Here is a 15,652-nt window from a genome sequence, read left to right as displayed (position 1 = left end):
CGCCGGAGGCTAGAGTGCCGGACATGCCGGGCAACAACTTCGTACCGGGGGCGACGCCCCGGGAGACGGCCGCCGCCGTGGACGGGGCGGTCGCCGACCTCGCGCAGCGCCTCACCCGCCTGATCCCGGACGGCCCGCCGCCACACGCGGACGGCGCCGCGCAGGCGCTGGCCCTGCTGCGGGTCCTGGACCACGTACGGCTGGCCGCGGAGCGACTGCAGCAGGACGCCGCCGCGGACGCCGCGCGGGCCGGCGCGGGCTACCCGCAGCTCGGCGACGCCTGCGGCATCACGCGGCAGGGCGCCCGACGGCGCTGGCCCGGACTCTTCAACCACTCACACGACAAGCCCACGGAGCATCCGATGATGACCGTTCCCGCCCGCGCCTACGACGTGCTGCTCGTCGAGGACGACATGGCCGACGCCATGCTCATCGAGGAGGCCCTCTCCGAGCGCGGGACGCGCAACCTGGTCCAGGTCACCGACGGGGTCGCCGCGCTGGAACACCTGCGCGCGCCCGGCAGCGTCCGTCCGGACCTCATCGTCCTCGACCTCAACATGCCCCGGATGAACGGCCGCGACCTGCTCCAGATCCTCAAGACGGACGAGAACCTGCAGACCATCCCCGTCGTCGTCCTCACCACGTCCTCCGCGCCCGAGGACGTCACCGGTGCGTACAACAGCCACGCCAACGCGTACGTGACCAAGCCGGTCAACCTCGACGAGTTCGAGAGGGCCGTGCAGAGCATCGACGCCTTCTACCTCGACACCGCCACCCGCCCGCCCCGCACCTGACCGGCGCGACCCCGGGCGGGAGGTGCTCCCGTCCGGGGTCGGCCGGGGCGCTCAGGAGGCGAGGACGGAGTCGTCGAGGGCGCCGGCGCCGGGCAGGTGGTGTCGGGCCGCGATCAGGGCGGCGTGCACGTCCGTGGTGCCGGTGGCCACGCACAGGGCCCGCGCGACGTCCTCGATCTCCTTGCCCACGGGTGAGCCGCCCTCCGCGGCGTCGAGCACGGCCAGGGCCCAGTAGCGGTCGACGAGGCCGGGCAGTACCGCCGGGTGGGCCATCAGCATGGGTGTTCCCTTCACCAGTGGATCTTCTGTGATCATCGGTTTCGCCGTCGCCTACCCGGCGGAACGTGATCCAATCCCCGGCTCAGGGGAGGCGGAGCGTCGCGGTGATGTGTTTGCCCGCGGCGTGCGGGGTGATGGTGACCTCGTCCGCGATGCTGCGGATCAGGGGCCATCCGTAGCCGCCGATCTGGTGGCCGAGGGCGGGGTCGCCGCTCCGGGACGCGGGGAGCTCCGGCGTCCGGTCGGCCACCACGACGCGCAGGGCCCCGTCGTGCACCTCGGCGCGGAAGGCCGCCAGCCCGCCGCCGTGGCGTATCGCGTTGGTGACGAGCTCCGAGGTGACCAGCAGGGCGTCCGTGACGGTGCGGCCCTCCCCGGGCAGGCCGTACGTCTCCAGGAGCGCCGCCACCACCGCGCGGGCGGCGGCGACCGTCGCGGGCGGCGGGGTCTCGGAGGGCGGGACGGCAGCGGTGGGCGGAGCGGGCGCCGTGAGCGGCGAGGGCGCGGTCGGTGCGTACCCGACGGGCACGGTGAGCGGAGCGGGCCCGGTCGGCGCGGGCGCCGCGTACCCCGCGGGCGCCGCGTACCCCGCGGGCTCGGTGAGCGGCGCGGCTTCGGGGCGCGGCGGGGCGCCGAGCGGCATGCCCGTACCGGTCCCCGGGGCGTCGTCCCCTGACGCGTGTGTCATAACTCCCTCACTCGTTCGCGGCCCGCCAAGCCCGCTGATCCTCCCACAGCGCGCCTTCCCGTCCGATCCGGGCCTCCGTTCCGAGGCCGTCCCGGGGCGGCGGCGCCCCGGGTGCACGGCGCGTCGTTGCGCCAAAACGCTGATGTTCGCACGACTTTGGCCGCCATACCGTCCTCATATCCTTTTTTCAGGTCATGCTCCCCTCTGTTCGAAGGTACGAGACAGGGAGTAGGAATGATCGCTGTATCGAAGACGGCTCGTCGTGCGTGGCTGACCGGCGGCCTGGCCCTGCCGATGGCGCTCGGGCTCACCTCGGTGTCCGCCCCGGCCATGGCCGCCCCCGGGGGTGCGGCGGTGGCGGGGGCGGAGTGCGCCAAGACGCTTCCTGAGTACCGGACGGGCAAGGCCAAGCCCGGCAAGCGCCCCGCCGCGAAGCCGGTCCGCGCGAACGACGGCTGTACGGGGACGCGCGGACCGCAGGGCTCGAAGGGCCCCAAGGGCGACCGCGGACCGGCCGGTCCGTGCGTGAACATCGACACCGTCCCGGGCGCCGTGATCGGCAGCGAGTACAGCGCGGCGCTCACCCGCGGCAAGGTCTTCGCGGGCTACCGCGCCTCCGCGACCAGCGCCTACACCTGGCGGGACCTCACCAGGGCGGGGACGCCGGGATACCCGCGCAACGCCTGCGGGGTCGCCGTGAAGCTGGACGCGGGCCGCGTGTACGTGAAGGTCCTGACGACCGCGGGCGACATCTACGAGACCTCCTGCACCGTGACCCTGAGCTGCACGGTGGGCTGGTCGGCGGTCGTCAGGCCCTGAGTCCGCACCGGACCCCGCGGGCGGGCCGTCAGCGGCGCTTCCTGCCGTACATGATCCCGACGAAGGTCGTCACGAGCAGGAAGAGGCCCACGGCCAGGTACGGCGACCACGAGGGTCCGTCGGGGCGGCGGGCGGCGAACAGCAGCATCATCTGGTCCACGTCGCTTCGCTCTCCGGTCGGCGAGGTGCTTCAGGTGGACGGCCCGGGCGGGGCCGCGCGCGGGACGCGCGGCCGCCGGTGCGGGGCCGTGATGACGCGTGGGGCCCCGGCTCTCGGCCGGGGCCCCACGCGTGTACCGCTCGTGCGGTGCGTTCTCGTCGGCGCCCGGCCCACCGGCCGGCGCTCCTCCGTGCACGTCAGTGCTTGAAGGTGTCCTTCACCTTCTCCTTGGCCTCGCGGGCATCGCCCTTCGCCTGGTCGGCGCGGCCCTCGGCGGTGAGGCGCTCGTTGCCCACGGCGCGACCGGCGGCCTCCTTGACCTTGCCCTTGGCCTGATCGGTCTTGGCCTGGGTCTTCTCGTCAGCAGACACAACCATCACTCCTCGCATCGGAAATCGCCTTGCATCACTTCGTCTGGCCCGTCACGGACGTCTCAAACGGGGTGCGGGGAAATCCTCCGGTCCACGGCTCTGACGCCCTGGCGCATTCCACTTCCCACCTGGACCGATAAGAACCGATTAAATTCCGGGTGCATGGTCGAGGGAGCGCCGGGCACCAGGTTGCTCGGAGGTTGATAATCATGGTTCCCCTGCTTCTCGTTCTTCTGCTCGCCCTGATCCTCTTCGGTGCCGGTTTCGCGGTGAAGATCCTCTGGTGGGTCGCCATCGCCGTGCTGGTGCTGTGGCTGATCGGTTTCGTCGCCCGTCCCAAGGGCGGCAGCGGCCGCTGGTACCGCTGGTAGACGGCGGTCCTACCGGATCCGAAAGGCGTGGGCCCCTCCCCTCCGGGAGGGGCCCACGCTCTGTGCTGCCCGCACATCCGCGCCGCGCCGGAGGGCTCGAAAGGGCTTCCGGCGCATGCGCACGGCACGGACCACGACACGGCACGGCACGGGGATGTCCGAACGGCTTCGGGAGAATGCGGCGTTCGATGGCGGGACGTCGACGGAGTCGCGCGAGGACGCCCACGCGGACCGCTCCGGCCGGCCCTGCCGGACGCACGGCCCCGGGGGCCACGGCGGTGGTCCTGCGGGCCCGGCCGGGCGGCCGGCCTTCCGTCGGTACCCGCCCCGTACAGTCGGGTGGGCATCGATGTTCGGACTCCGGCGCAGCGGCACGGGGCGGCAGCAGGGCGGTAGGGGAAATGGTGGAGGACGGCCGGGAAGCGCGGCGCCCGCAGGGCGAGCTGGTCGCCGAGGTGCTGGCGGTGCTGTGGGCGGCCGAGGAGCCGCTGACACCGCAGCAGATCAACGCGGAGCTCGGGCGGGAGCTGGCGCGGACGACGGTGACGACGATCCTGACCCGCCTGCACGAGAAGGGGACGCTGGTACGGACCCGGGCGGGCCGCGGCTTCGCCTACGCGGCCGCGGACGACGCCGCGGGTCTGGCGGCCGGGCGGATGCGGCGGGAGCTGGAACGGGAGCCGCACCGCGACCTGGTGCTGAAGCGGTTCGTGTCCTCGCTGTCCGAGGACGACGAGGAGGCGCTGCGGCGGCTGCTGCGCGAGTCCGGGGACGGCGCGTGACGCTGCTCCTGACCGTGGTGGCGCTGGCGCTGCTGCTCCCGTGGGGTACGGCGGCCGCGGGGCGCCGACTGGCCGCGCTGCTGCCGCCGCGGGAGGCGTGCCTGGTTCTGACGGGGGCCGGGGCCTTGGCGGCCGGGGGCACGGTGGCGGCGCTGGTGGGCCTGGTCCACGTACCGTTCCTCGCGTCGCTGGAACGGGTTCCGCTGTCCCGGGAGGCTGCCGCGTGGCCGGCCGCCGTACCGGCCGCCGCCCTCGCCGGCGCGGTGCTGGTCTGGCAGGCGGTGCTGCTGACCGCCCGCCGCCGCGAGCGCCGCGCGCTGCTCGCGCGGGCCTGGGCGGCCACCGGCGACGCCGTGTCCGACGGCGACCTCCTGGTGGTGGCGGGGGCCCGACCGGAGGCGTTCGCGCTGCCGGGGTGGCGGGGCCGGCGCGGACGGGTCGTGGTGAGCACGGGCATGCTCGGGGCGCTCGGTCCGGCGGAGCGCGACGTGCTGTTCGGGCACGAACGGGCCCATCTCGCCGACCGGCACCACCTGCTGGCCGCCACCGCCCACCTCGCCGCCGCGGTCCATCCGGCGCTGCGCTCGCTGCGGCCGGTCCTCGACTTCCACCTGGAACGGTGGGCGGACGAGCGGGCCGCGTCCTCGGTGGGCGACCGCCGCCTCGCGGCGGGCGCCATCGCCCGCGCCGCACTGGCCGCCGCCACGACCGAGCGCCCGGGCCGCGGTCGCGGCCCTCTGCTCTCGGTGGGCGCCGGCCCGGTCCCCCGGCGCGTCGAGGCCCTGCTGCGCCCGGCGCCGGTCGGCCCCCGGACCCGTGGGGCCCGGGCAGCGGCGGCCGGCCTGGTCGCGGCGGTGGCGGTATCGGCCCTGCTGGCCCCGGGCCTGGCCTACGGCCTGCACGAATACGCGGAACTCGCCGCCTCGGCCGTACGGGGCCACTGACCGGCCGCGCCCCCACCAGGGCCGCGCGCCCTGACGCCCGAGCCGCGGAACCGGCCCGTTTCAGCCGGGGCCCGCGGCTCGGGCAACGGCGTACCCCGCGCCGTCGAAGAGCAGCCGCACCGCGGGGCCGGAGCCGGGCCCGTGGCGGTGGGTTCGGCCGTCCGGGCCGGTGACCTCGATGGCGATGCCGAGCAGCAGCGCGGCGGCGCCCGTGTCGGCCGGTGCGCCGGCGGCGCGCGCCAGCAGCCAGCGCAGGTGCTGCAGCGGGGTCAGGCCCAGCTCCGCCACGGTCAGCGTGCCGCCGAGCAGCACCGCGTGCGCCGCCTGACCGGCGGTCAGCGTGACGCCCGCACCGGCCAGTTCCGCCACGGGTACGGGCCGGTGGCGGTCCAGCAGCCGCCGGGCGTCCCCCTCCCCGAGCGCCGCCAGCAGGGCCTCGTCGAGGGGCCGCCCGGGTGGGGAGCAGGGGAGCGGGGGCGGCGGCGGGTGGGCGGGGTCCGGTACGGCGAGGCGGTAGTGGCGGTCGGTCAGGACGAGGACGACGTGGGGGCGGGGCGGGGGCGGGGGGACGAGGCCGTGGAGGTGCGCGGATCCCGGCCGGGGGCCCGGGGTGAAGGTCTGGAAGCTGCCGTCGCCGCGCACCACGGTGACGTCGGTGCCGAAGGTGCGGGCGGCGAGGACGGGGAGGAGGTCGGCGGCGGCGTGGTCCCAGCCTGCGTCGTCGTCGGCGTCGCCGGTCCTGGCCAGTTGGGCGGTCGCGAGGGCGGCCCGGGCGGCGTCGTCCAGGGCGGCGGCGTACGGGACGACGCCGAGCTGGTCGAACTCGCGGCGGCCGGGGGTGCCGGCGGCGAGGTCCGCCACCGGGCCGGTGGCGTCGATCTCGGCCGCGGTGAACACGTCGGTGTCGTCCGGGGCGACGGCGGCGAGCAGGTCCGCGTCCGCGGGGTCGCTCAGGCGGGCCGCGAGGGTCCGGCGCAGGGCGCGGGGGGCGCGCGGGTCGGCCGGGTCGATGCCGTGCCGGGTCAGGAGGGCGGGAGCGGTCCTGGCCAGGCCCTCGGCGAGCGCGTGGAAGAAGGCGTCGCCGTCGCGGGGTACTTCGTGCACGGTGTACGCGACGTGGTCGGGCGAGGTCAGCCGCCCGCCGTCGGGGGACGGGGTGAAGCGGGGGGCCGGGGGCCGTACGGCGGGGGCCGGCGGCGGGGGCGCGGGCGGGGCCGTGTGGGTCACGGGCGCCGGTTCCGCGAGGCCGGCGAGGTGCCGGCGGCCTTCGGCGGTGGCGGCGAGCTGGTGCCAGCGGGTGAGCCGGTCGGTGGCGGCGCGCACCCGGTGGAATTCGGCGGCGGCGGTCTCCGCCGTCCGGGCGAGGGCGTCGAGTTCGGCCCTGCGGGTGTCGAAGGCCCGGTCGGCGGCGTCGGACCGGGCGGCGGCCCGGGCGAGGGCGGCGCGGGCGGCGGTGTCGGCGCGTACCGGCCCGGTGAGCCGGCGGGCGGCGGCGTTCTGCCGGTCCCGGGCTACGGTCAGCCGCCGGTCGGCGCCGGTGCGCAGCAGGCCGGCGGTCGACCGGGCCCGCTCGGGCCCGGTCCCGTCGTCTGCGGCGGAGCCCGGGGCGGGCCCGGGGGCCGTCCCGGACGCGGGCGCACCGGCCGCGGCCCGTTCGGCCGCGGCGAGTCGGGTGGTGGCGGTGTCGTGGAGGACGCGGGCGGCGGCCGTCTGCCGGGCCGCGGTGTCGCGCAGCGCGGTGCCGGTGCGGCGGGCGGTGGCGAGGGCGTCCTCGGCCCGGTGCACGGTGGCGGGGTCGGGTCCGTCGCCGGGCAGGGCGGCCCAGCCGTTCAGGGCGTCCAGCGCCTCCCGTGCGGTGGCCTCGGCGGCGCGGGTCCTGCGGCCGACCGCGGCGGCGTCGGCTTCGGTCCGGCGCAGCGCGGCGGCCGCCGCGTCGAGGGCGTCGGCGGCGGTGTCCAGGGCGTCGGCGGCGGCCCGGTCCCGCGCGGCGGCGGCTTCGGCGGCGGTCAGGGCGGTGTCGGCGGCTTCGGCGGCGTCCAGGTGGGGGGCGAGGCGGCGGGCGGCGGCTTCGGCGGCGGTGCGGGCGGGGCCGAGGGCGGCGCGTGCGGCCTCCCGCGCCTCGCGCAGTCCGGCCGAGGCGCGGCGCTTCTTCCAGTAGGCCTGGTCGGCGCCGGTCCAGGCCTTGGCCGCCCCGCCGACGGCATCCCAGGCGGCGGAGACCCGGGCGGGGAAGGTGGTGTCGTCGACGAGGCCGAGTTCCCGGGCGACGTCGTCGCGGATCCAGGCCAGGGCGTAGGTGCGCGAGGAGACGCTCCTGGGGCCGCGCGGCGCGTGTCCGAAGGCGCCGGCGAGGAAGCGCCCGAGGCCGCTGTCCTTGATGCCGCGGTGCACCTCGGCGACGCTCAGCCAGTCGGTGGGGACGGCGAACAGGAAGGCCCGGCCGGTCTTGGGTTTGACGTTCAGCGACGAGAGGCGTTCTGCGCCGACCGGGGCGCCGTCGCCGTCCGCGGCGTGGGGGCCGGTGGCGGAGGCGCCGAGCGGGTTGAGCCCGGTCTCCTCGCTGCGGATGGCGACGCCGCCGCCGAACGCGGAGTCCTGGGCGTTCTCGTGCGCCGCGGAGGTGGCGGCGCCCTCGGCGCTCTCGCGCAGCACTTCGAGCTTCTTGCCGTCGGCGACGGTCAGCAGGACGGCCCGGGAGAAGTCGGGTTTGGCGTGGAGGGAAAGGCGGGCGGAGTCGGTGCCGGCCGGGTTGCGGTGGGTGAGGCCGGGCACCTCGTAGCCGGTGGGGGTGAGTGCCTGTTCGTAGAAGGTGGACAGCGCGGTGTCGGTGGTCCCGTCCTCCAGGGTCTGCGCGGCGCCGCCGCCGGGCCGGGTGAGGGCGGTTCCGGCCGTGCGGCGCAGCAGTTCGGCACGGCGTGCGGGGGTGACGCCGGTGTCGTCCAGGTCGGCGAGGTCGATCCCGTACGACTCGGCGATGGCCCGCCGGCCGGCCTCCCGGACGTGCTGGAGACCCACGATGCGGCGGACGTGGAAGCCGTTCTCGGGGAAGGCGAACGGACCGGTGGTGCCGTCCGCGAGGCGGGTGTCGGGGCCGAGGAGTTCGGGGCGCGGGCCGGAGCGGGGCGGGGCCGTGACGGTGAGGTCGGGTGGGGCGAGCCGGGGGTCGGGCGCGGGGTCGGCGGGGTCGGGGTCCGGGGCCATGAGGCTGAGCGGGACGTGTTCGCGCAGGTCGCCGATGTCGCCGGTGGTGGTGATCCGCCGGGTGCCGGTGAACCGGTGCAGCGCGGTGCGTGCGGGGCCGGGGCCACTGTCCGCGCCGGGTGGGGCGGACGTCTCGGGGGCGTCGTCGAACTCCAGGGTGAGGCGCAGCCGGTAGGGGGTGGTGGTCTCGGCGTGCGGTTCGGTGGCCGCCGCGCGGTAGGTGGTGCTGGTGGACGCGGTGACGGCGGTGGAGACCGATCGCCGCGAGGTGCCGGTCTCGGTGTAGGAGGGGCCGGAGGCGACGGCGGTGGGGTCGCCGGTGTACACGCTCTCCCCCACGAGCACGCCGATGTCGCGGCCGGAGGTGGACTCGGCTCCTTCCTGGCTGGTTTCGACCGCCCGCCGGTTCTCCTCCATCTCGGTGCCGTGGTCGAGCAGCTCCAGGACGGGGGTGCCGGGGAGGAGCTCCACCCGGACGCGGGCCCGGCGGCTGCCGATCCGTGCGCCGCCCCAGCCCCAGCCGCCGGTCCGGGACGGGGCACTGGTGCCGGTGCCGGTCAGCTCGCGGTGCAGGGCGCGCAGGACGCGGGAGGTGACGTGCCGGCGGATGTCCTCCCGGGCGTCGTCGTCGAGCCCCAGGCCGCGCACCTCGGCCTGGAACGCGCTGAGCACGTCGGTCGGGTCGAGGGAGTTGACGGGGTAGGCGCCGAAGGAGTTGCCGTGCGTCCAGGGCTGCGGGGACCAGCTCTTGGCGGTGTAGCGGGGGACGTCGCCCATGCCGTCGTCGAGGAGCCCTAGCAGGTGGGCGCTCTTCTCGGGTACGTGGGCGAGCCAGCCGCCGGGGACCGTGACGACGGCGCCGGCGGCGCCCGCGAGGGAGGAGGGGACGAACGGGAGCCGGGCGGCGGTGGTGCCGAGCATGCTGGAGACCATCGCGGTGCGGTGTTCGACGGTGCCGGTGACCAGGACCTGGTGGCCGAAGCTCTTGAGGTTGAGGTCGGCGACGATGCCGCGGGTGAGGGTGCGGGTGTGCTGGGCGCTCAGGGACCAGGGGTTCGCGGCGAAGCCGTAGGCGCCGAGGGGGCCGCGGGCGTGGGCGTGGGGTTTGGCGTAGGTGAGCTGGCCGCCGAAGGAGTGCGTGATGCTGCGTCCGGTCTTGCCGGACGCCTGGGTCGCGCTGGCGAGGACCATCTCGGTGTCCATCTCGAACGGTCCGGTCAGCGCGTGGACGCCGCGGACCGCCGTGTGGTGCCGGAAGGTGCCCCACAGGGTGCCGTACGGCGGTTTGCCCATGAGTCCGGCCAGGGCGAAGCCGAGCGGGCCGGAGCTCTGGTCGAAGTTGGCGGTGGCGTACTGCGGTTGGAAGGCGCGCAGGACGGCCTCGTGGGCCGGGGCCCCTTCGTAGTCGAACTGCCAGGATCCGCCGGAGGCGGTGTGCGCGACGTGCGCCACGGCGTCGGTCAGTGCGGGCGGGACGAGGACGGAGACGGTGAGGAAGGCGTGCTGCTGGAGGGCGCGGAAGAGGCGGTCGCCGCGCCGGTCCGCGCGGTCCGGGTCGTCGGCGCCGTCCGTCGCCGCCGGCTTCCCGGTGGCGAGGGCGTGCGCCCGGCTCGGCGTCATGGCGGTGACGGCGGGCGCCCCGCCGGGTGACCGGTACGGGTTGGGGGCGCCGGGGCGGTGCGGGTCGACGGCGGGGGCGTGCCGGTCGGGGACGCTGATCAGCACCTGCCCGGTGACCGGGGCGCCGTGCGGGGCGGGGCCGTGCGGTCCGGCGCCGATCAGCGGGGTCCGCGGGCTGCGGAAGACGAACGGCTGGGTGCCGAGCAGCCCGAGGGTGGCGATGCCGCGCAGCACTCCGCGGAAGCGCCAGTAGCCGCCGTGGCTCACGCTGAGCGCCAGGTCGTAGCGGTAGAGGTGGGAGGGTTTGGTGCTCACGGACATCGGCTCGTTGGCGGCGGTGGAGCCGTGGCCGGACTCGGAGTCGTGCTGGACCGTCGAGCGCCAGCCGAGGGACAGCACCCCGGCGTTGTCGGGGGCTCCGACGGCCTCGCCGGCCCCCGGGTCCGGGTCGCGGAAGGCGAGGTGGACGTCGGCTCCGCCGCCCGTCGTGCGCTTGCGGCTCTCCTGCCCGTCCAGCCGCTGGGCCCCGGGGGCGCTGTGGCGCAGTCTCAGGTCGTCCTGGCGGCCCTCGTAGCGCCGGTTGGTCAGTTCGCCGTGGACCCATACGAAGCGGTGGCCCTGGCCGAAGGTGCCCGGTTCGGTGAGGCGGATGCGGATGCCGGTGGTGACCAGGGCCTCCAGCCCGGCGGCCAGGCTCAGGTGGGAGAGTGCGGAGAGGACCGTCAGCGTGTTGGACAGGGCCGTCTGGTAGGCGTCGTCGCCGCCGTGGTGGGGGGTGGGCCGGGCCGGGCCGAGTGCGGTGGCCGACCCGGTCGCGGCCCTGACGCGGGCGAGGAGGCCGCGCCGGACCGGCGGGGCGAGTGCGTCGAGCGGGGCGACCATCCCGGGGTGGGTGCGGGCCAGGGAGGCGAGGACGGTGTCGGCGAACTCGTCCGGCAGGGTGCGGGGACGGCCGTCGGCCTCCCGGGTGCGGCGGCCGTCGGCGTGGGCGAACTCCTCGACGCGGTGCATGCCGAGGGTCGGCGGGTGGTCGGGGGTGAGGTAGGCGGGCGCGTGCGGCTCGGGCAGGCCGTGGCGGAGCGGCAGCGTGGTGCCGTCGTCCCAGCCGGCGAGCCGGCGGGCCTCCGTACGGGTCATCCGGTCCAGGCTCCACGTCTGGAAGCGCCGGGCCGGTTCGCCGCTGCCCGCGTGCCGCACGTACACCGTCTTGCGGACCAGGTAGAGCCCGGTCGCGGCGCCCTTGACCTGGCCGGAGGTCTTGAGGCCGCCGGAGCCGCCGAGGGCGGTGGTGCGCGAGACGGAGTACAGGTGGCGGAAGGCGGGGCCGAACTGGAGGCGCAGGTTGAGCGTCGAGCCGCCGAGGTCGAGGAAGTTGAAGGCGGGTCCGAGGACGCCGTCGATGCCCATGTTGGCGGTCCTGGTCAGGGACCGGTCGTTGCGGACGGTGGAGGTGGCGATGTCGCGCAGTTCGGCGTCCGAGGTCTCCGTGACGAGGGTGGCGCGGACGGGGACCACGCGCTCGACGACGAACACGCCGAGCGGGGTGCGCCGTCGGTCGTCGGCGAAGAGGGGTGCGGTGGTCAGCCGGCCGGCGGCCAGCATGCGGGCGTGCCGCTGGAAGGAGTCGCCGGAGAAGAAGGCGTCCAGTTCCCGGTGGGCGGAGCTGCCGGGCGCGGCGCCGATCCGGGCGGCGGCCCAGTCCCGGATGCCGCTGACCGGGCCGAACCCCTCGGTGCGCACCAGCCGGTACTGGGTTTCGTGGTCCATGGCGATGGTCCGGGGTGTCCGGCCGGGCTGGGACGGCCGCACGGCGCTGTCCGGTAGGCGCAGGGCGAGTCCGTCGCGGACGGCGAACGCGCTCTGCGCCGCGCGGGCCGGGCCGGCCGTCCCGGGCGGCGGGTCCTCGGTGATGGGGCGGCCGTCGGCGTCGGTGACGCGGAGGGTGAGGTGGAGGTCGTCGAGGTAGACGTGCGAGCCGTCGAGGGTGCGCGTCTCCGCTTGCGCCCCGGCCTGGTCGGCCAGGCCGTAGCCCACCTTGGTGCCGAAGCCGCCGCGCAGCGCGAGCCGGCCGAAGCCGCCGAAGGCGGCCGCGGAGGACGGCCCCAGGAACGGTCCGCCCAGGCCGATCTGGGTCGTGGACTGCACACTGCTGTTGCGCCCGGCCTGGACGGTGGCGCGGTCCATGGTGTCGATCTTGGTGGGGCTGCCGTAGGTGTCGGCGAACCGCTCCCAGTTCCCGTAGTGGCGGGCGGTGACGTGCAGCACCCGGGCCTCTCCGGCCGCGTTGGTGTACGGGAAGTCCAGCCCGCCGATCAGGGCGCGGGGCCGCTGCCGCAGGGCCGCGCGCAGATCCGCCACCGGGCCGGCGCCGGCCGGCGAGCCGGGCGCGGGCGTCCTGGGGCGCAGGGACGGGTCGCGCAGCAGCAGGGCCTCGGCTTCGGCCGTGATCAGTCCGGTGCCGCGCAGGATCACGCTGCTCTGGCCGAACGTGGCGGGCTGGGAGAGGAGTTCCTCCATCAGGTCGGCGGGGGCGTCCGCGAGCAGCGAGGCCAGGTCGTCGATGTAGGCGGGGATGCCGCTGCCGTCGGCGAACCAGGTTCGCCGGCCCCGGTCGGCGGGGGCCGCCGCGCCCCGGTCCGTCCGGGGCGGCCGGGTTCCGTCCAGGCTGTTGCCGGTGCCGGTGGTCGACGCGGAGGCGGTCGGGGTGGGGGTGGCGGGAGCCGGGGCGGTGGGGGCGTGGGCGGCTCGGCGGGCGGAACGGGGGCGGGGGCCGCGGCCGGTGGCGGTACGGGGCCCGGGAGGGAGGCTGTCGGGGCGGGGGTGGCCGAGGTCGTGGCCGGTGGCTGCGCCACGACGGGCGCCGGTCCGCTCGTGGTCGCCACCGGCTCCGCGGGCCGGGGTGCGCGCGGCTCCGCGCCCCGGGGGCCGGGGATCGTGCGGGCGGGCGGGGCGGGTGCGGGGTCGGCGAGGTCGCCGATGTGGGCGGCGAGGAGGCTCAGGTGGCGGCCGCGCAGTCCGCCCTGCGCGAGGACGGCCGGGGCGGGCCGGGTGTAGTCGCCGAGCAGGCTGCCGGGGATGTCGGGGCGGCGGGTGGCGGCGTCGCCGCCCCGGGACTCGTCGCGCAGGCCGAGCTGGTGGGCGATCTCGTGGGCGTAGTCGACCGGGTCGGCCTCAGCCCACCAGTCCGTACGGGTCATCGGCCGGTCGCGGCCGGTCAGGGTGACGGTGAGCCCGTTGGGGTGCGGGTCGTCGGCCGTCCGCTCGACGGTGACGTGCAGCCGGTCGCCGTCCGGCAGCCGGTGCCCCGGTGCGTTGAAGTACGTCTCGACCCCGCCGCGCACCTTGTCCCAGACGTGCGCCGGCAGGCCCTCCGGCCCGGTCGCGATCCTGACGGTGAGGTCCGTCACCCGGTCTCCGTCGTGGACGACCCGCCGGACGTCGAACTTGGACCGCACCGCGTACCGCGTGCTCTCCCCCGGCCGCGCGGGGTCGTCGGGGGTGGACACCGGGTCGACCCAGGTGTGTGCGCGGGTGACGGGGGGTACGGCGGCCCGCGCGGCCTCCCAGGCCGGGGTGCCGGTCAGGGGCGCTGCGGCCGGTACGGGGTGCACGCCGGCCCCCGCGATCCGCGCACCGTCCGCCGCCTGCGGCCCGGGCGTCCGGTCCGGGGCATCGTCCCCCTCGGAGGGGGTGCCGGTGGTGCCGGCGGTCTCGGCGGGGTCCCGCTCCGGCAGGGCGCGGCCGGGCGGTGCGGGAGCGCCGGTGGCCGGCCCCCGGCCGGTGCCGGCACCGGACGCGGCGGGACGCGGTGCGGCGGGGTCGGGGGCGGGGGCGGCCTCCGTACCGTCCGGGGCGATGGATTCCGGTTCCGTGGCGTTCGCTTCCCTCTCCCTGCCATAGCTCGAACCCGTACCCGTACCCGTACCCGTACCCGTGCTCGGACCCGTGCTCGGACCCGTGCTCGGACCGCCCCGGGCCGGGGCCGTCCACCGGTCCGCCGGGCTGTCGGGGGGACCGGCGAGGAGGGGGGTGGGAAGCGTGGTGCGGGGTGCGAGGGGGGCCGGGGGCGTGGTGAGGGTCGGGTGGGCGGCCGTACGGTTCGTGGCCGGGCGGGGGGCGGGGGCGACGGCGGGGGGTTCGGCGTGGGGGCCGTCGTACGCGACCGCGGGGACGTTCGCGGTGAGGACGCGGACCGGCGCAGCGGGCGGGGCCGGGGCGGGAGGGGTGCGTGACCATCCGGGCGGGGTGGGCGCGAGCGGCCCGGTGAGCGCGGGGGCGGGCTCCGCCGCCGACCGCGGTACGGGAACCGGCAGGTCCGCCGGGACCGGAAAGGGTGTGGGCACGGGTCGGGTGGTGGGGCCGGGGCCGTGCGGGCCGCCGTTTCCCTCCGGACTCCCCCGGTGCGGGAGCCGGTTGACGGACGAGGGGTCGGCGGCGCCGGGGTCCGACAGGTAGGTGCGGTGGAGCCAGAGGGCGCCGGCACCGACCCCGCCCCCGGCGACCGTCTCGAACATCGAGCTGGTGCCGGATCCGAGGAAGGTGTCCCACGAGAAGTCCCAGGTCCCCTCGAAGGCGCCTTGGACCAGGGTCTCGCCCGCGGCTTCGCTGAGCGCGCCGTTCACGAACGCCCCCGCCACGTCGTTCACCCCGTCGAGCAGGGTCGTGAACCGCGGATGGTTCTTGGCGAAGCGGTCGAAGTCGCCGAAGGCGTGCTTGAACCAGTTGCGGAAGTGGTCGGCGGCCCCGCCGAGCGCGCCGCCGAGCAGGCCGACGACCGCGCCGAAGGCGGCAGACTTGCCGACGTCCTTCCAGTCGATCCCGTCCGGTCGGCGGCCGTTCGGGTTCAGGGCGATCTGCGCGAGCCGCACGGCGAGGGTCTGCAGGGCCTCCTCAAGGGCCCCGGTGAGGCTGGGCGCGAGGTGGGTCGTGCGCAGCAGCCGGTCCACGACGAGGAGTACGGCGAGCCTGCTGCGGGCGCGGGCCAGCGCCATCTGCGACAGGGACGTGCCACCCGTGATCGCGGCGAGGGCCGCCAGCAGCGCCAGTTCCAGGAGCAGCGCGACGATCTCCGCGATGATCTCCCACTTGGCCTGCTGGATGTTCAGGGAGTGGTCGACCTGGCCGAGGGCGATGTCGTCGAGCTGATCGGCCATCGCGTCGAGGTGGTTCACTCCCCCGTCGTCGGTGAGCAGCGACAGACCGCGGACGTACTGGTCGGCGACCTCGCGGGGCAGCGCGGTGGACGCCTCGGAGATGGAGAGCCGGATCTCGTCGCGCAGTTCCCGGATGCCCCGGCCGAACCGCCGGTACAGCTCGCGGCTGTCGTAGGCGAGGTTCTCCCGGGCCTGGACCGGCATCTCGCCGATCAGCACCCAGAGCATCCGCCGGACGTCCTCGGGGAAGTCGATCTCCTGCATCCAGCGCTCCGCCCGGCAGCTTCCGTTCGGCGGGTGTGCCGGGCCGCGACGGGGGCCGGTCCGGCGGGTCGCCTGATGCTAGGGCTCGGGACGGTCCGGAACCCAGCGAGGAATGTCCGGAGGCACGGCTTTTCGCATGTTCCGCGTGCAGGGACGGGGCAAGTGTTCCGGGCGCCTTTCCCCGGGCTTAAGTCGACGCACCCCGG

The 15,652-nt window shown here is 76.4% G+C and carries 11 protein-coding genes; 5 read left to right on the top strand and 6 right to left on the bottom strand.

The features are described 5' to 3' along the window. The first annotated feature begins 23 nt into the window (after positions 1-23). A complete protein-coding gene (locus tag CP968_RS32780) occupies positions 24-794 on the top strand; it encodes a response regulator (RefSeq protein WP_150521423.1) in 771 nt (256 codons plus the stop codon). Positions 795-845: 51 nt separating this feature from the next. Here CP968_RS32780 and CP968_RS32775 read toward each other — a convergent pair whose 3' ends face one another. Then, positions 846-1,073 carry a DUF5133 domain-containing protein gene (locus CP968_RS32775; protein ID WP_150522278.1) on the bottom strand — a complete coding sequence of 76 codons (228 nt, stop codon included), beginning with the start codon at positions 1,071-1,073 and terminating at the stop codon, positions 846-848. 82 nt (positions 1,074-1,155) lie between these two features. After that, complete coding sequence (locus CP968_RS32770) at positions 1,156-1,761, bottom strand: ATP-binding protein (protein WP_229886460.1); 606 nt, start codon at positions 1,759-1,761, stop codon at positions 1,156-1,158. A 234-nt stretch (positions 1,762-1,995) separates the two neighbouring features. Between CP968_RS32770 and CP968_RS32765 the strand changes: the two genes are divergently transcribed. Further along, the gene (locus CP968_RS32765) at positions 1,996-2,580 is read left to right on the top strand and encodes a hypothetical protein (RefSeq protein WP_150521422.1); all 585 of its coding nucleotides are present in this window, start codon (positions 1,996-1,998) and stop codon (positions 2,578-2,580) included. Positions 2,581-2,608: 28 nt separating this feature from the next. Here the strand turns inward: CP968_RS32765 and CP968_RS35460 are convergent, their stop codons facing one another. Together CP968_RS35460 and CP968_RS32760 are read right to left on the bottom strand one after the other, a co-directional pair. Continuing rightward, positions 2,609-2,740 (bottom strand): hypothetical protein, encoded by a 132-nt coding sequence (locus CP968_RS35460; RefSeq protein ID WP_268253276.1) that lies wholly within the window; start codon positions 2,738-2,740, stop codon positions 2,609-2,611. A gap of 197 nt (positions 2,741-2,937) precedes the next feature. After that, on the bottom strand, positions 2,938-3,111 hold the full coding sequence (locus tag CP968_RS32760) for a CsbD family protein (protein ID WP_150521421.1): 174 nt from the start codon (positions 3,109-3,111) through the stop codon (positions 2,938-2,940). A gap of 209 nt (positions 3,112-3,320) precedes the next feature. Here CP968_RS32760 and CP968_RS32755 point away from each other — a divergent pair, with 209 nt between their 5' ends. The 3 genes from CP968_RS32755 (at position 3,321) to CP968_RS32745 (ending at position 5,208) form a co-directional block, all read left to right on the top strand. After that, the gene (locus CP968_RS32755; RefSeq protein WP_037792689.1) at positions 3,321-3,482 is read left to right on the top strand and encodes a hypothetical protein; all 162 of its coding nucleotides are present in this window, start codon (positions 3,321-3,323) and stop codon (positions 3,480-3,482) included. 401 nt (positions 3,483-3,883) lie between these two features. Next, complete coding sequence (locus CP968_RS32750; protein WP_150521420.1) at positions 3,884-4,264, top strand: BlaI/MecI/CopY family transcriptional regulator; 381 nt, start codon at positions 3,884-3,886, stop codon at positions 4,262-4,264. Beyond that, positions 4,261-5,208 carry a M48 family metalloprotease gene (locus CP968_RS32745; protein WP_150521419.1) on the top strand — a complete coding sequence of 316 codons (948 nt, stop codon included), beginning with the start codon at positions 4,261-4,263 and terminating at the stop codon, positions 5,206-5,208. Before CP968_RS32750 ends, CP968_RS32745 begins: the two co-directional genes overlap by 4 nt. 60 nt (positions 5,209-5,268) lie before the next feature. Here CP968_RS32745 and CP968_RS35455 read toward each other — a convergent pair whose 3' ends face one another. Continuing rightward, on the bottom strand, positions 5,269-12,546 hold the full coding sequence (locus CP968_RS35455) for a hypothetical protein (RefSeq protein WP_150521418.1): 7,278 nt from the start codon (positions 12,544-12,546) through the stop codon (positions 5,269-5,271). Beyond that, positions 12,546-15,446 (bottom strand): WXG100-like domain-containing protein, encoded by a 2,901-nt coding sequence (locus CP968_RS34295; protein ID WP_167536902.1) that lies wholly within the window; start codon positions 15,444-15,446, stop codon positions 12,546-12,548. The genes CP968_RS35455 and CP968_RS34295 overlap by 1 nt, the downstream gene beginning before the upstream one ends. Positions 15,447-15,652 lie beyond the last annotated feature (206 nt).

It is taken from the genome of Streptomyces subrutilus, assembly GCF_008704535.1.
Taxonomy (GTDB): domain Bacteria; phylum Actinomycetota; class Actinomycetes; order Streptomycetales; family Streptomycetaceae; genus Streptomyces; species Streptomyces subrutilus.
This window is presented reverse-complemented; position numbering and strand designations above follow the sequence as displayed.

What these genes read in the sequence shown, in the direction of transcription:
- CP968_RS32780 (WP_150521423.1), top strand. Translation starts at nt 24, where the DNA reads ATGCCGGGCAACAACTTCGTACCGGGGGCGACGCCCCGGGAGACGGCC.
- CP968_RS32775 (WP_150522278.1), bottom strand. Translation starts at nt 1,073, where the DNA reads ATGCTGATGGCCCACCCGGCGGTACTGCCCGGCCTCGTCGACCGCTAC.
- CP968_RS32770 (WP_229886460.1), bottom strand. Translation starts at nt 1,761, where the DNA reads ATGACACACGCGTCAGGGGACGACGCCCCGGGGACCGGTACGGGCATG.
- CP968_RS32765 (WP_150521422.1), top strand. Translation starts at nt 1,996, where the DNA reads ATGATCGCTGTATCGAAGACGGCTCGTCGTGCGTGGCTGACCGGCGGC.
- CP968_RS32755 (WP_037792689.1), top strand. Translation starts at nt 3,321, where the DNA reads ATGGTTCCCCTGCTTCTCGTTCTTCTGCTCGCCCTGATCCTCTTCGGT.
- CP968_RS32750 (WP_150521420.1), top strand. Translation starts at nt 3,884, where the DNA reads ATGGTGGAGGACGGCCGGGAAGCGCGGCGCCCGCAGGGCGAGCTGGTC.
- CP968_RS35455 (WP_150521418.1), bottom strand. Translation starts at nt 12,546, where the DNA reads ATGGAGGAACTCCTCTCCCAGCCCGCCACGTTCGGCCAGAGCAGCGTG.
- CP968_RS34295 (WP_167536902.1), bottom strand. Translation starts at nt 15,446, where the DNA reads ATGCAGGAGATCGACTTCCCCGAGGACGTCCGGCGGATGCTCTGGGTG.